Genomic DNA, 13,977 nt, shown 5'->3' with positions numbered 1-13,977 from the left:
ACGGACGAGCAACCCGAATGCAGGCCCGTGGGCCAATTGAATGAAAGGCAGCGACATCCGCTGTCAACCGCCGGTGTGAAATCGGGTCCCTGCACACTGGTGCCGGCACGACTGTGCAACGGTTTGGGCGCTCATTCATGCCGTTCGACCTGCTGGTGTTGGCATGCCCATGTGACCCGTCACCCACCTCGGGCCTTGACCCCGAATCCTGAACACGGGTTATGCGGCTGATGCCAGCGTAGTTGGTGGTGCTTCGAGTGCGGCTTCGTAGGTGATGGGGCTGCGGTGTCCGAGGTGGGAGTGCCGGCGTCGGGTGTTGTAGCGATTGAGCCATCGGAAGGCGTCGAGTCGGGCCTGGCGCTCGTTGGGCCAGCTCTTTCGGCCCTGGAGCGTTTCGCGTTTGAAGGTCGCGTTGAAGGACTCCGCGAGGGCGTTGTCCGCACTGGACCCGACCGCGCTCATGCTCCGTCTCACCCCTGCTGACCTGCAAGCTTCGGCGAACACCCTGCTCGTGTACTGGGCTCCGTGGTCGGTGTGCATGATGGATCCGGCAAGGCTGCCGCGGATTCGGACCGCTGCCGCCAGGGCGTCGGTGACGAGGTCCGCGCGCATGTGGTCGGCAATCGCCCACCCGGCCAGACGACGTGAGGCAAGGTCGATCACGGTCGCGAGGTAGCAGAACTTCCCGCCCTCGATGGGCAGGTAGGTGATGTCGCCGACGTACTTCGTGTTCGGGCGTTCGGCGGTGAAGTCGCGGCCGATCAGGTCCGGTGCCTTGGCCGCCGCCGGGTCGGGGACGGTGGTGCGGTGCCGGCGGCGCAGGCGGAGCCCTTGGATTCCGGACGCCCGCATGATCCTGGCGACACGCTTGTGGTTGACCGCCTCACCGCTGTCCTCACGGAGCTCGGCGGTGATCCGCGGGGCTCCGTAGGTGCCGTCCGATTCGCGGTGCACGGCCCGTATCCGGTCGGCGAGGCGGGCATCGGCCGCTTGTCGGCCTGCCCGGTCCGCAGCAGTGCGGCGCCAGTAGTAGAAGCTGGAACGGGCAATGCCCAGGATGTCGCAAAGCCGCTTCACGCCGTGACGGCGCTGGTGGTCGGCGACGAACTGGAAGCGGTTCAGGAGCCGTAATTCAACTACTGCCTGAGTTGATGTTGTTGTCGTGGTGTTCGATCACGTGCTTCAGGGCTTCAAGCGTGCGGGGCGGGTGCGTTCGTGAGGTGAGGGTGGGAGTGAGATCGTTTCCGGCGAAGGCCAGCAGTGGCCTGCTCGTCTTGGCGTGGTAGCTCAGGGTGTTGCGGTCGTAGCCGAGGATCTTGCCCATCAGGGTCAGGGTGACGGTGTTGCGGCTTCTGAGCAGGGCGACCAGGATGCGGTGTCGGTGGTCGAGGATGCCGAAGCCGGGATTACGGCCTCGCCGATCTCGCCCCTCCCTTTGGCGTTGTGCTTCTGCAAGGACTTGGCGTCACGGTTCGAGCCGGAGGACGAGCTCGTCGAATTTCTCGCGCGTCAGGCCAGTCAGAACAGGGTGGGCGAGGAGAAAGGTGGCCTCGGCCGGGATCGGCGGTCCCGACTCGTCGTAGGGGCCTTCCGAAAGAATCTGGTCAGGGGTCTGTGGGGCGATGGTGTAGTTCCATTCGCCGTGGAAGTCATCGCGTCCGACCCGCCGGTCGGCGCTCTTGCGTTCGGCCCGGGAGAGGACACGGCCGGTGGGGTAAGCGTTCTCGTCCAGTGCGGCCGTGACGGTCAGACCGGTGCTGGTGCGGGTGGCCGAGATGGTCTCCAGCAGTACGTTGTAGCTGGTCAGAGGCTGCCCGCGCAGGCTGTGGGTGATCCGGGAGAACAACCGGTGTTCCACTTTGTTCCATTTTGAAGTACCCGGTCAATGCCGTTGCTTGAACTCGTCAAGCAGTTCGCAGTGACACTGGAGGAGCGCGGTCGTTGGGCCTGGCATGCATCCGTGGGTGGGGTTTTCTGATCATGTGCGACTGGGTGTGGTGACCCAGTGGGTAACTCCGGAACTGGTCGCCGAAGTGCTGGAGAAGTGCGGGATCCGGGACAAGAAGCCCGGCGCGCTGCCAGCCGGGTTCATGGTCTATTTCACCCTGGCTCTGGCGCTGTTCCAGCAGGACTCCTATGACGATGTGGCGGAGCAACTGGTAGGCAGCATTCCGGAGTTGAGTGGGAGCATCCCGAACAAGTCCTCGTTCACGCGAGCGCGCAGGCGCCTGGGACCGCTGGTCCTGGAGACCGTGTTCCGCGAGCTGGCGGGCCCGTTGGCCCCTGTCGGCCTGGAGGACGCCTTTTACCGCGGGATGCGGCTGGCCGCGGTGGACGGGTTCGTGCTGGACGCACCGGACACACCGGCCAACCGGCCCGCGTTCGGTGGGCCGGTCAAGAACGGCCAGGCGGCGGGGTTTCCACAGGTGCGGGTGGTGACGTTGACCGAGTGCGGCACGCATGCCCAGATCGACGCAGCGGTGGGCGGATTCAACGGTGGTGAGAGGGAGTTGGCGATCACTCTATCGGCCTCGGCGAGCAAGATGCTCGTCATCATGGACCGGGGCTTCCCCGGGGCCGAGTTATGGAAGGCCTATCTTGGAGCCGGGGCCCATCTGCTGATCCGGGCTCGCTCGCCGGTGGCGCACCGGCCGATCGAGCATCTGCCCGACGGGACCTACCTGGGTCGGATGAGCCTGGCCGGCCAACGAGCATCGCATCCGGGCGGAGTGACCGTGCGGGTGATTGAGTACCAGGTCGACGGCGGCGAGGTGATCAGGCTGCTGACCGACCTGACGGATGTCGAGGCCTACCCCGCCGCGGAACTGGCGGCCCTTTACCACGAGCGCTGGGAGGCGGAGTCGGCGTTCCGGCAGATCAAGACCTTCCAGCGCGGGCCTGCTGAGGTCCTGCGTTCGGGGGATCCGGATCTGGTGCGGCAGGAGGTCTGGGCGCACCTGGCCGTGCACCACTGCCTCACGCGGGTCATCATGTGTCTGGCCGACGACAACGGCATCGATCCGGACCGGGTCTCGTTCGTTAAGGTCCTCAAGCACACACGCCGCAGCGTGGTCCGCCAGTGCGCGGATACGCCCAAGAAGATCAAGAAGTTCCTGGCGGTCCTGGCCGCGAAGGTGCACCGGAAGCTCGACAACGGCGCCAGGCGCCTGCGCGAGGCGGACCGGCACCTCAAACGACCGGACTCGAAGTACTCCTCCAAGCTCTCCTACCGGATCAACACCCGGGACCGGCAACCAACACGGCGGGCCACACCCAAGGTCATCACACTGCACCCCGCGATAGTTCACTGAGTTAAGCAACGGCATTGAGTACCCGGTGGAAAATGCATGACGGTGATGGCCAGACCGTACTCGTCAGCGAGGCGGGCCAGGCCCATCTTGAACAGGCGGGAGTCGGCTGAGTTGGCCCCGCCGGAGTCGGCGGTCACCAGCAGACGGTCCGCTCCGGGATAGTCGAGGCGCCCCTGGGCCTTCCACCAGCGGCGCAGGGATTCCACCGCGAAGGCAGCAGTGTTCCGGTCGGTTCCCACGTTCACCCAGCCGCTGTCGCGCCCCAGATCGTAAATGCCGTATGGGATGGCGAGCGGGGTATCGGGGCGGATGAAATCGTGGTCAGGGGCGCTGATCGGCTCGCCTTTGGGGCGGTAGGTGCGGCCGGGTCTGGCGAAGTCACCGATCGGCTCCTTCTGCTTCGCGTCCACGCTGACCACCGGCAGCCCTTCCCCAGGAAGCGTTCGGCGGCGGTGTTGATGTGACGGAACTGGGCGTCCCGGTCGGGCACCTGGCTGCCGGCCCGGGTCTTGGCCATGCCCTGCAGACTGAAGCCCATCGCCCGCAGCAGCCCGCCGACCACCGGGGCGCTGACCGGATGTCCCGCATCACCGAGCTCCCGTGACAGATCCCGAAGCGAGGCAGTGGTCCAGCGCAACGGCGATACCGGATCACCCACCACCCGAGGCTCGATCAGCAACTCGAGAGCCGCCACCAGCCCAGGATCACGCTCCGCCGCAGACTTCCGTCCGCCGCCGGGTCGGCGCACCCGCCCCAGCGACTTCGCTCCACCCGCCAGTTCCTCACGCCCTCGCGCGATGGTCGACTCCGAGACCTCCGCCAGCCTGGCCACGGCCCCGGTCCCTCCATGGCCCAGCGCCTCGGCCTCGGACGCCAGATACAAACGGCGCTGCCGCTCGTCCAGATGCGGTAACACCGCCGCGAACTTCACATCCAACATCAGCAGGACTTCATCCGGAATCGCCATACAACGCAACTACCACAAGAATCCAGGCAACTTGCCCAGATCAAGCAATAGTTCCCTTACGGCTCCGCACCAGCGCGTCTCCCCGGCGAAATACTTCGCCGCTTTCCGAAGGATCTCGCGTTCTTCCTCCAGCTCCCGGATCTTCTTCCGCAGTGCGGCGTTCTCCACCTCCAGCGGCGCGGCCGCCTCGGCCGGCCCCTCGGCACGGCGTCCCCGCGGCCGACTCGCCCCGGCCGCCCGTACCCAGTTCCGCAGAGTCTCCGGATTGACCCCCAGATCGGCGGCGACCGACCTGATCGTCGCTCCCGGCCGCGACTCATACAGCGCGACCGCGTCCGCCTTGAACTCTGGCGGGTAGTTCTTCATGACCACGAGATGTCCGTTCTCAGATCCTCAGGATCCAGTGTCTCGTGTGTTCAGGATCCGGGGTCAAGGCCCCGCTACGCGACGGCGGTCCTGGCCGACCTCGACCTTCGAAGCGGCCTTCTGTCCTGGATCAACTGTGGTCACCCCCCGCCCATCCTGATCAGGGCGGGACGCTGGATCACCGCTCTGGAACGCCGGCCGACCCATCCCCTGGGAACGGATCTCGGCCTGCCCGCAGAGATCCACCGTGAGCAGCTCGAACCCGGCGATCGGATCGTCTTCTACACCGACGGAATCATCGAAGCCCGTGACAGCTCAGGGCGCGAGTTCGGCCTCGACAGCTTCCTGCAGTTCGTCATCCGCCACCAGGCCGACGGTTTCCCCGTCCCCGAGACCTTGCGCCGACTGGTCCGCGCAGTGATGGACCATCACGACGGACAGCTCGGCGACGATGCCACCGTCCTGTTCTGCGAATGGCATGGGCACGAAATGCCGCCCCTGGCGGAATTCCTCGGCCCGCTGGCACGCACATGACCGGGCGGCCCACGGCGGTAGTGCCGGTGCCACGTCAGCAGGAGGACCGCGACCGGAAGTGGAGGGCGGCGAGGGGCGCGCTCGGCGCCGCCCCGGTCACATCAACGCTCTGCGCGTTGTGACAGTTCGGAATACCCGAACTGCAGGGCATCGGAAATGGTCAGAGCGGTCAGGGCTTCGGCTGCCGTGCGCGTGGCCCTTGGCCAGACGGCTCGGGAGCCGGCGAAGGTGGCCACGGCCCACACGCTGAGGCAGAACGGACAACTGATCAACTCGCCCATCGTTTTGCGGCCCGGTTCTTCGCGCGGGGTCTCGTTGAATTCTGCCGGTGCGCCGACGCGGTCCACCCGAGTGAACGGGGCACGCAAGGGGCGCGTCACGGTGGCCTTGCCGATGAGGCGGCTGAGGCGGAAGGCCGCAGTTGCGGTGAGCACAAGCTCCCAGGGATCTGAGGGGGCGGGCCAAGGACGTCCCGTCCGCCGGCGCAGCAGGGCCCAGCCGGCCGTGTAGCCGGCGAACACGGCCATCGTGCACAAGTGCCCGCTGTGGGACCGCAGACCTCGCAGTGCGCCCATCGAACCGTCTCCCTCCGCCCGCACGATGTAAGGGCTGTGCAAGCGAACCCTTCGGATGCTGGGGCGCATACCCGGTCCGAACCAGGACAACGCGTCCTCAGATGCCTCGGCGTGTAGAGAAAGGCAGGCGTCTGGCAATCCACTCCCGGCGGTACCGGAGCGAGGCACGCGTCTTGGAAGGCCGCGTCGCGGTGGTCACCGCCGCCGCCCGCGGGCTGGGCGAAGGCGTGGCATACGCCTTGACGGAGCGAGGTTCCCGGGTTGCTCTCCTGGGGCTGGAGGGAGAGCGGCTCGGCCGGCTGGCGGCGGAGCTGCCCGGCCCGGCCGCCTCCTGGACGGTCGACGTGAGGGACGCGGACGCGCTCGCCGTGGCCGTGGAAGCCGTGCCCGCGCCGCTGCTCACGGCGTACTCGTGCCTACTCGTGCCTACTCGTGCCTCCGCTCAACAGCCGGATTTACTGTGGCCGGGATCGCTGTCGATCAGTAGCCGAGGTCGAGGTAGTCGATGTCGGTGAACTCGACGAGAAGCTCGTCGGCGGGGTGGCCGCTGTCCTTGAGATAGGCATCTTGAAGGTCTTCGGCAGCGACCCGCTGGAGCTCGGTTTCGGGCGCTGCGGCTTCCTGCGGCGAACAGCCGGCCCGCGTACTCGGGCGGGACGTGCTCCCCGCTGGGCGAGCCCGCTCGTCGCCAAACGCACGCCGATCGCACACCACAGCCGTCCAGCCCGGCCCAGCCCACGCCTGCACTCCGTCTCGGGTGCTACGCGGCACGCGGCCGTCTGGGCTTCCTCGCGGGGACGTGGTGGGCGGTGGCGTCCGAGCCGCCCCAGGGTTCCCGGTGGCACTCCTGCCCGTCCTCTCGTGCAACCCGATCCGGCCCGCGGCCGCCAGCGTTTCAGCGCGCCTCGCACCCGGCCCAAGACGTGCCGCGCCAGGATGAGAGGACCGTGGGCTGGGAGCCTTCGGGTGACGGGAGCAAAGCAATTGATCAACGTGAACGTTCAGCACTGTGGCAGCCAGGTCCTGGTCAGCGCCGCCGGGGACCTCGATGAGGATGCCGGCGAGGTACTCCAGCGCGCGCTGGAGCACGTGACCATGGACGAGAGGGACTTCCTGGTGGACCTGCACGGCGTCGCCGTCATGGACGCCGACGGGCTGCTCCACCTCCTGAACCTGCACCGGCGCGCAGAACACATGCGCCTGAGGGTCCTGGTCATCGGCTGGCAGCCTCAGCCCCAACAGCTCATGGCCACAGTGGCCGGCATCCCCGGGCCCCGCTCGGCCACCGGGGAACGCTACGCACTGGCCAGCTTCCGCCGACTCCTCCAAACCCGCGCCCAACGCGCACGGGACAGTGCAGACTTCACCGACGGCTGGCTGCCCCACGCCTGACGCGACAGCGGTGGGCCCGCAGCCCAGCATGGAGCGTCCTGTCTGTCAGGCCGGGGCTCCGGCGGCCCGGTGGGCTGAAAGCGTGCCGACATCGTCGAGAAGACACTCGTTGCTGGCTCGGTGACAAAGCCACCCTCACCAAGCCTGGGTGCAGCGGGGCCGGGAACGGACGCAGCCGCCGCTCTGCACTGGGGCGGCCTGGTGGTCGAGGCGATCTCGGACAAGGCGGCGCGGACGCCGGCGAACCGAATCGGAGCCGGGTCGCACGAGAGGGTGACCCGGGATACCACCTCGAGCAGCGGCCCGGCCCAACCAGGCGGCCGAGTCCATCTCGGTCGCGAAGGACTCACCGCGCGTGACCGGCGGCGACCACGCTGCCAGTCTCGCGGTCACCGTCACCGCCGAGCTCGCCTCTGCGCTCGGGCGAGAATCTCCGGGCCGCCACGGCGGTCCTCGCTATGTCTCCCTGGCTGCGGCGAGGCACCCTCGTTTGGCGGGCGCGGATCGGGTAGGCGCCGTGCAGAACGCGGTGACACGAGTGGCTCCTTTCGAGCCCAGACCGCGTGGATGGAGATGAGCACCATGCCCAGTCGTCTGCTGATCATTGCGGCTTTGGTAGCTGCGGCGAGCGGGGTCTGCGGGCCGGCAGCGATGGCCGCCGGCCCCTCTGGCTACCAGGACAGCACATACGTCCGGTCCGCCCACCAGGGCAATCTGGCGGAAATCGCTGCCGGCAGCGATGCCAGGACGAACGCCACGACCTCGTGCGTCAAGGACGTCGGTGCCAAGCTGGTCACCGATCACCAGAAGCTCGACACCGATCTGAAGGCACTCGCCGCGCAGAGCGAGATGACGCTTCCGACGACGCCTACGGCAGAGCAGCAGCAAAAGCTGAAGGCGGTCCAGGACAAGGCCGGGTCGGCCGGCTATGACCAGGCTTGGCTCGCCGATCAGGAAGCCGCCCACACCAAGACCCTCGCATTGATCGACACGCAGATCCGCGCCGGCACCGACCCCGCCGTCACCCAGTCCGCCGAGAAGGCCCGCCCCGTGGTAGCCATGCACCTCGACATGGTCCGCGGCGGAACCTGCCACCCCGTGTAGAGCCCGATGCCGCTCCCCGTTCGCCCGTACGCGACGTAGCCCAGGTGCTCACATCGCGCTACGGATGGGCCGACTGGCTGGTGTCCCGGCGGCGGATCTTGGTCCAGGCTCTGGCGGCCGGGCGGTGGCGTCTCCGAGTCCCGCTTGGAACTCCTCACCGGCGACGAAAGCCAGAGCGGTCATGATGGTGCTCGGCGCCCTCCGCAGAATCCCCGCTCCGAAGGCGTACGCGAAGCCGCAGGCGGGTTGCGTAGGGGCCTGTAAACGCGCACGGCCAAGAGGGGCACCTCTGGTCATCGGTTACGGGCGGTCTGTACACGAGAAGGTGGGGCACGAACTCGCCGATGGCACGCGCGACGGCGTCCTGTTCACCGACGACATCCGTTGCCCCGTTCACGTCACCGACCTGGCCGCCGCCCTCCTGGAGCTGGCGGCCACCGACACAGCCGGCGTCCACCACCTCGCAGACCCCGACGCTGTGAGCCGTCACGAGCTTGGCGTGCTCATCGCCGAGCGGGACGGTGTTGATGCCTCCCGACTGCCCACGGGCCTGCGGGCCGACAGCACCCTTCCCGGCGCACTCGACGTGCGCCTCGACAGCCGGGCAACCCAGCGGACTCTGCACACCACACTGCGCGGTGCCCGGCAGTTCCTGCACCGCACTGGGTACCAGCCCAGCCTGTAGCCCCATGAACCAGCGCCAGGTCCGTTGTGAGGACCTGACCGCTCCGCTGTTCACGCAGGCGCGGGACAAGGCGAACCCGCGGCGTACCAGAGTGAGCGCCGCATGCTGGTGCAGATCAGGCAGCGCGGGCGGCTCACTGGGCGGGCTGGTTGGCCGGGGTGACGGTGTGCCCGTCCCAGTCCCGCAGGCAGTCGTCCGCTTTGATCCTCCCCGGCGTCGTCCAGGTCCTGGTCGCCGATCTCTTCCCAGCGGAGCGTCTGGAGGACGGGCACGGTGGTCGTACAGAGGCCATAGGGCCATCGCCCGGTTGGTTACAGGGCGCGGGCCGCCTCGACCCCGTCGGCGGTCGTGAACAGCGAGCGCGACTGCGTGATCTCCATCAGCCGGTCCAGTTGTGCAGGCACCGGGCCGGCTAGTACGAGGCGCCCGGAGCGCAGAAGCAGGAGCATCAGGTTGAGCATGGAGGAGTCCGCGAAGGCGACCCCGCTGACGTCCAGGACGATCCGGCGAACATGCGTGTCTGCGGCAGCCTCGATGGCGGCGGTCTTGAGGGGGTGCAGGGTGTCTTGGTCGAACTCTCCCGCGCACTCGATCACCCGGACACCGTCCACGTCCGGCCGCACCGCCACCTGCTGCCGTTCCATTCCGCTTCCTCCTACCGGTGCCCCGGACCATGCTTGGTTTTTTACCTTGCCCTACCCCCTGCCAGCCGAACAAGCCCGCCCCGTTGGACCGTGATGGCCCACACCGCTCGGCGGGCGGGGGTGCGAGGTTCGGCCCGCTCGAGCCGGGGGTCAAACGGCACGGGAAGGACCTCGGTTGCCAGCTGCTTGTCAGTCGTTCGTGAGTAGTGCACTGCACAGTGTCCGTAGGCACGCCAGTGGGGCGGGGCTGTTCAGACGCTGTGGTTCACACGACCCGCTGACTGTCAGCCCGTCACGCGTCCACGGAACCCACGGGCGGCGATGCTCCTTTCGTTCCGTACGACGACCGAGGAGCGGTAAGTGAACGTAGTACTCAAGGCGGTGCGACGAAGGGGTGTCGCCGCCGTCCCCCTGGCACTCACGCTGGCATCGATCGCGGCGCCGGCTGTCGCCGCGCCGACCACGGATGCCGTCGTAAGCACGAACTGCGACGAGGCCCGGGCTTTGAAGTGCGCGGAGCAGCGTGGGACCCGGGCCCGAGAGGCCCCCAGGGAGTCCGCGGCCCTGCGGGCCCCGCCGGACCCTGCATCGACATCGCGGTCGTGGCCGGGCTCGCGCCCGGCAGCGAATACAGCGCGGCACTCACCCGCGGTAGGACCTTCGTCGGCTACCGCCCCTCATTGACCGGCACGATCACCTGGCGCGATCTGACCCGTCCTATCACCCCTGGATACCCGCGCAACACCTGCAGCGTCGCCGTCAAACTCGCGGGCGACCGCGTCTACGTAAAGGTCCTGACCACTTCGGGCGACATCTACGAGACGTCCTGCACCGCCCCCGCCCTCGTCTGCACCCTCGGGTGGGCCGCCGTCGTCAAGCCCTGATACTCACCAAAGAAGCCGCCGTCCGCTTGGCGCTGTGCGCCCAGCGGAGCTTGGTCGCGGTCCACTCCGCCCCGTACCGGCAGAGGGAGCGGCGCTCCAACGGGTGCTGGACGATGTCACCGCCGGCGAGCGGGACCTCATGGTCGATCTGCACGGCGCGATGTCCATGGACGCCGACGGTCTGCTCCACCTCCTGGCCCTGCACCGGCGGGTGGAGAGCCTGGGCTTGCGCGTCCTGGTCGTCGGCTGGCAGCCCCAGCCCCATCAGCTCATGGCCGACGTCGCCGGCATCCGCGGGCGCGGCTCGGCCACCGGCGAGCGGTACGCGCTGACGGGCTTTCGCCGACTGCTCGAGGAGCGGGCGCAGTGCGCACGCGACCTCTCGGATTTCGGTGCCAGATGGCTGTCCGGCGTCTAGCGAGGCCGGGTGTTGGCTGCGGGGGCGGGACTGCTTGATCCACCCGCAGTTCGCCCCCGTCGCAGATCGCCGGATCATGCTCTCGGCGGGGCCGCGCCTGCCGGCACCGAGGTGGCGTTGCTCGTTCAGCTGCCGACGGCGGTGACGCCGAACATCAGGGTGCGGCGGCCGACGTCGTAGTGCACGGTCGGTGTGTTGCGCAGGAGGTCCTGGAGGACGTCGGCGTCGTCAGTGTCGACGGTCAGCACCTCTTCCCAGGCGCCTTCGTCCAGTACAAGTTGCAGAGTGAGGGTGCCTCGGGCACCGGGCTCGCCGGCGACCCAGCTGAACTGGTAGTGGCTGAGTTGGCGGACCTTGATGCTGTCGTCCGTGACGGGTTGCGTCACCTTGGTCGTGGCAGCTCGGGGCATGGCGTCTCTCCTCGCATGAATGATGTCGGATGTGGATTCGGATTCGGACGGCGACCGGGCATCCACCGGCTGGCGGGTGGCAGTCAGCTGTCGGTCACCCGCGAAGTTGGGGTGCTGGGTAGGGCGAAGCGCTGGCCCGGCACACCCCCGGAGCTGGCCGGTGAGTTCAGCAGCGGCCCGTCGTCGGACCGTGCTGGCAGGCACGGCGTACGGCGGCCATACCGGTTCCGCCTGCCATGGCCAGGGGCGAAGCAGCCCGGCGCAGCATGCCCGCCCTCTGCTGCTCGGGGCGCTGCTGCTCTCCGTGCAGGGCGTTGAGGACCAGGATTCCGGCCGTCAGAGCCGGTACGGCCCATTGCAGCATCGCGAGGTGGCGCTGCGCCTGGTCCAGTTCCACGGGGTTGTCGGCTGCCACCTCTTGGTCCTCGGAGTCCGGCGAGGAGGCAAGTTCCACCTTCTTGCCGAGCATGCGGCTGTAGGCGGTGGCGGCGAGCGCGGCTCCGGTGAGGACCGTCTTGGCGATGGTGGAGGCACCGACGCCCTTCTGGTAGGCCACCCGGGCGCTGTCGGCGCCCAGAAGGCCCGCCCCGCCCACCAGGTGGGCGCCGATCGCAGCGGCGTTCACCGGAGTCCAGGCGGCCCAGCCGGCACTGACGATCCGTGAGACGAGAACTGGCTCCTTCACGGCGTTGCCCACCGCCCTGTTCAGCGCGACCGCTCCCATCAGGGAGCCACCGAACCAAGCCGCCATGCCGATGTCATGCAGACTACGCATGACCGTGTTGCGCTCAGACATTCGAATCCTCCCAAAACACATGTCCCTGCGGGCGCAGGGCACCGCCGCCAGCCTCGGAGCGATCGGCGTCGACGGCCACAGGAGACAGGCACATGGGCGAACCTCTGCGCCCTCTGGGGATGGTCGGGGTCGCTGCTGATCGAGATCCTGGGCCCGTCCGAGTCGGCTGGAATTTCAACCTTCCCCGTAACTGCCGTCGGCCTCCCCTCCGGACGGGCACCCGCAAGCCGGCTCCATTTGGTCGAGGGGACTGTTAAGGCACACGTCAGCGCGGTCCTCGCGAAACTGGGCGTACGCAACCGAGTGGAAGCCGCCATCTGCGCGTACGAAGCCAACCTGATCCCACCACTCCCCCACTGACCTCGGGCACCAAAACCCACCAAACCTCAGCCCCCCGCGCAAAGGCTGAACGCACGCACCCTGAGGCCGCCCATCGCCCTGGCAGGGAAGATGGTCGACACCAAATTCCGCCGGTCACTACTTCGGCCTGCTCTCGCAATCCCGCACGAGCCGCCGGAACAGCCCAGTACTTCGCCCGCGAGGGCCACCTCACGGTGCCCCGCAAGCACGTCGAGACCCTCACCCTCGGCCGCGACGGCCAGGCGCAGCGGGACGTACCGCTGAAGCTCGGGACGTGGGTCGACAACCAGCGCCGCCGGTCGACGTCGTTGACGCCGGAGCGGGTGGAGCAGCTGTCCAATCCAAGGTCGGGATGCGGTGGGCGTGATGGGCGTCATCAACCGCACCCAGGAAGACGAGGGAGGCACAGCGTGAGCACCAAGCAGCACGACGCGGACGCGTACGGGGAAGAGCTGTCCACATCGGGCGGCACCAACACGAGGCCGCCGAGGCCACGAACCTGCGGTCTACGGTGTTTCAGGCCCTGGCTCCCCTCGGGGTCGCGCCCGAGCAGGCTGGTGTCCGCTGGGGCAGCCAAGCCGCTGATTCGCGTGCCAGGGCTACCCGAGGGGGACCCGGCCGCCCGGATGGTCTTGCGCTCTGCACCACCAGAGCGCTTCGCTTTCGTACGTGACGGCGTGCATGCCCCTGTCGTGTTCCTGGCAGAGCGGCCACAGCCGTCCGTAGCGGTCGGCGAGGTACGTCTGGACGGCGTCGGCCACTTCCGCGCGTACCCCGGCGGGATCGAACGACTGGATCGCCAACTCGGCCACAATGACGATCCCCGCGGGAAAGTCGGTCGAAGGATGAGTCACATCCGGCCGAATGTCGACGCGGAGGCCCGTGTCCCGCGCGGAGGCCGCGGCCACCTCCGGGAACGCCTCCAGGACGAAACGGAGCTTCCGCTCGAAAGCGATCTGCGCGAACCGATCCGCAGGCAGCTCCCCGTGGTCGCGGTAGACGTCCCGGATCCAGTCGGCCGGCGGCCCTTCGGCGACCTGGAGACCCAGCTCGCACTCGACACGCTCCAGCCACTGCGCAAGAAGCTGCCCGTAGCGGCGCTCAAGGTCGCTTCCCTCCATGTGGTCCTCCACCCTTGGATGGTAAACGAGGCGGCTGACCCGGCCTGGACGGGCCGGGTCAGCCGATTTGGTGCGATGTCGCACGGTGGTCCGCGCGATCAGTGTGTGCGAGGGACTCCGTCCAGAGGCAGCTCCAGGGCCACGTCACCGTGGACGTTGGTCAGCTGCAGGACGGTGTTTCCGGTCTTGCCCGTGGTGGCCTGCCGCCGCCTCCACCGCCGCTACGAACGCAAGGCCGACCACTTCCCCGCCTTCACCAGCATCGCCTGCACCCTCATCTGCTACCGCAGACTCGCCAATTGAGATGACTTCTAATACTGCAACGGTCTTTGGTCTGACAGGTTGGCAGCTTCGGGTGGTGTGTGTCCGCGTCGTTTGTAGTGGCTGGTGCGGGCCTGGTGTTGTCGTCT

At 68.0% G+C, this 13,977-nt stretch carries 13 protein-coding genes and 9 pseudogenes; 11 read left to right on the top strand and 11 right to left on the bottom strand.

Features of this window, described 5'->3' with window-relative positions; translation table 11 throughout:
* Positions 1-219 precede the first annotated feature (219 nt).
* The 3 genes and pseudogenes from ABZY44_RS25070 to ABZY44_RS25060 all read right to left on the bottom strand — a co-directional run.
* Positions 220-1,125, bottom strand: a pseudogene (locus ABZY44_RS25070) (IS3 family transposase); the annotation flags it as partial.
* 7 nt (positions 1,126-1,132) lie between these two features.
* A complete protein-coding gene (locus tag ABZY44_RS25065) occupies positions 1,133-1,324 on the bottom strand; it encodes a hypothetical protein (RefSeq protein ID WP_356657472.1) in 192 nt (63 codons plus the stop codon).
* Positions 1,325-1,465: 141 nt separating this feature from the next.
* A pseudogene (locus tag ABZY44_RS25060) lies at positions 1,466-1,870 on the bottom strand (ISAzo13 family transposase); the annotation flags it as partial.
* Between the two features lie 112 nt (positions 1,871-1,982).
* On the opposite strand from ABZY44_RS25060, the gene ABZY44_RS25055 reads away from it, so the two are divergent.
* Positions 1,983-3,311, top strand: coding sequence for an IS4 family transposase (locus tag ABZY44_RS25055; protein WP_356657470.1), 1,329 nt, complete (start codon positions 1,983-1,985; stop codon positions 3,309-3,311).
* A gap of 17 nt (positions 3,312-3,328) precedes the next feature.
* Here ABZY44_RS25055 and ABZY44_RS25050 read toward each other — a convergent pair.
* Together ABZY44_RS25050 and ABZY44_RS25045 are read right to left on the bottom strand one after the other, a co-directional pair.
* Positions 3,329-4,251: pseudogene (locus ABZY44_RS25050) on the bottom strand (ISAzo13 family transposase); the annotation flags it as partial.
* Positions 4,252-4,359: 108 nt separating this feature from the next.
* A pseudogene (locus tag ABZY44_RS25045) lies at positions 4,360-4,650 on the bottom strand (transposase); the annotation flags it as partial.
* A gap of 66 nt (positions 4,651-4,716) precedes the next feature.
* Here ABZY44_RS25045 and ABZY44_RS25040 point away from each other — a divergent pair.
* Positions 4,717-5,178 (top strand): annotated as a pseudogene (locus ABZY44_RS25040) (PP2C family protein-serine/threonine phosphatase); the annotation flags it as partial.
* A 101-nt stretch (positions 5,179-5,279) separates the two neighbouring features.
* Here the strand turns inward: ABZY44_RS25040 and ABZY44_RS25035 are convergent.
* Complete coding sequence (locus ABZY44_RS25035; protein WP_356657468.1) at positions 5,280-5,705, bottom strand: DUF1360 domain-containing protein; 426 nt, start codon at positions 5,703-5,705, stop codon at positions 5,280-5,282.
* Between the two features lie 149 nt (positions 5,706-5,854).
* On the opposite strand from ABZY44_RS25035, the gene ABZY44_RS25030 reads away from it, so the two are divergent.
* Entirely contained in the window at positions 5,855-6,268 is a 414-nt protein-coding gene (locus tag ABZY44_RS25030) for an SDR family NAD(P)-dependent oxidoreductase (protein ID WP_356657466.1), read from the top strand.
* Here ABZY44_RS25030 and ABZY44_RS25025 read toward each other — a convergent pair.
* The gene (locus ABZY44_RS25025; protein WP_356657541.1) at positions 6,234-6,524 is read right to left on the bottom strand and encodes a hypothetical protein; all 291 of its coding nucleotides are present in this window, start codon (positions 6,522-6,524) and stop codon (positions 6,234-6,236) included. The two genes, ABZY44_RS25030 and ABZY44_RS25025, sit on opposite strands and share 35 nt — an antisense overlap.
* Positions 6,525-6,719: 195 nt before the next feature.
* On the opposite strand from ABZY44_RS25025, the gene ABZY44_RS25020 reads away from it, so the two are divergent.
* The 3 genes and pseudogenes from ABZY44_RS25020 to ABZY44_RS25010 form a co-directional block, all read left to right on the top strand.
* Entirely contained in the window at positions 6,720-7,145 is a 426-nt protein-coding gene (locus ABZY44_RS25020; RefSeq protein ID WP_356657464.1) for an STAS domain-containing protein, read from the top strand.
* A gap of 567 nt (positions 7,146-7,712) precedes the next feature.
* Entirely contained in the window at positions 7,713-8,249 is a 537-nt protein-coding gene (locus ABZY44_RS25015; protein WP_356657462.1) for a DUF4142 domain-containing protein, read from the top strand.
* Between the two features lie 289 nt (positions 8,250-8,538).
* A pseudogene (locus ABZY44_RS25010) lies at positions 8,539-8,934 on the top strand (dTDP-4-dehydrorhamnose reductase); the annotation flags it as partial.
* Between the two features lie 311 nt (positions 8,935-9,245).
* On the opposite strand, the gene ABZY44_RS25005 reads toward ABZY44_RS25010, so the two are convergent.
* Complete coding sequence (locus tag ABZY44_RS25005; RefSeq protein ID WP_356657460.1) at positions 9,246-9,578, bottom strand: STAS domain-containing protein; 333 nt, start codon at positions 9,576-9,578, stop codon at positions 9,246-9,248.
* A 602-nt stretch (positions 9,579-10,180) separates the two neighbouring features.
* Between ABZY44_RS25005 and ABZY44_RS25000 the strand changes: the two genes are divergently transcribed.
* A complete protein-coding gene (locus ABZY44_RS25000; protein WP_356657458.1) occupies positions 10,181-10,462 on the top strand; it encodes a hypothetical protein in 282 nt (93 codons plus the stop codon).
* 103 nt (positions 10,463-10,565) lie between these two features.
* Entirely contained in the window at positions 10,566-10,880 is a 315-nt protein-coding gene (locus ABZY44_RS24995; protein ID WP_356657456.1) for an STAS domain-containing protein, read from the top strand.
* Between the two features lie 125 nt (positions 10,881-11,005).
* Here the strand turns inward: ABZY44_RS24995 and ABZY44_RS24990 are convergent, their stop codons facing one another.
* Together ABZY44_RS24990 and ABZY44_RS24985 are read right to left on the bottom strand one after the other, a co-directional pair.
* Positions 11,006-11,290, bottom strand: coding sequence for a hypothetical protein (locus ABZY44_RS24990; protein WP_356657454.1), 285 nt, complete (start codon positions 11,288-11,290; stop codon positions 11,006-11,008).
* Between the two features lie 166 nt (positions 11,291-11,456).
* Entirely contained in the window at positions 11,457-12,086 is a 630-nt protein-coding gene (locus tag ABZY44_RS24985) for a hypothetical protein (protein WP_356657452.1), read from the bottom strand.
* Positions 12,087-12,308: 222 nt separating this feature from the next.
* Here ABZY44_RS24985 and ABZY44_RS24980 point away from each other — a divergent pair.
* Positions 12,309-12,446 (top strand): annotated as a pseudogene (locus tag ABZY44_RS24980) (LuxR C-terminal-related transcriptional regulator); the annotation flags it as partial.
* Positions 12,447-12,640: 194 nt separating this feature from the next.
* Positions 12,641-12,724 (top strand): annotated as a pseudogene (locus ABZY44_RS24975) (hypothetical protein); the annotation flags it as partial.
* 321 nt (positions 12,725-13,045) lie between these two features.
* Here ABZY44_RS24975 and ABZY44_RS24970 read toward each other — a convergent pair.
* The gene (locus ABZY44_RS24970; protein WP_356657450.1) at positions 13,046-13,579 is read right to left on the bottom strand and encodes a hypothetical protein; all 534 of its coding nucleotides are present in this window, start codon (positions 13,577-13,579) and stop codon (positions 13,046-13,048) included.
* Between the two features lie 189 nt (positions 13,580-13,768).
* On the opposite strand from ABZY44_RS24970, the pseudogene ABZY44_RS24965 reads away from it, so the two are divergent.
* Positions 13,769-13,870: pseudogene (locus tag ABZY44_RS24965) on the top strand (IS5/IS1182 family transposase); the annotation flags it as partial.
* Positions 13,871-13,977: the final 107 nt, after the last annotated feature.

This window comes from Streptomyces sp. NPDC006544 (genome assembly GCF_040611715.1).
In the GTDB taxonomy this organism is placed as follows: Bacteria; Actinomycetota; Actinomycetes; order Streptomycetales; family Streptomycetaceae; genus Streptomyces.
The sequence above is the reverse complement of the archived record's forward strand: the minus strand, read 5'-3'. Positions and strand labels throughout refer to the sequence as shown.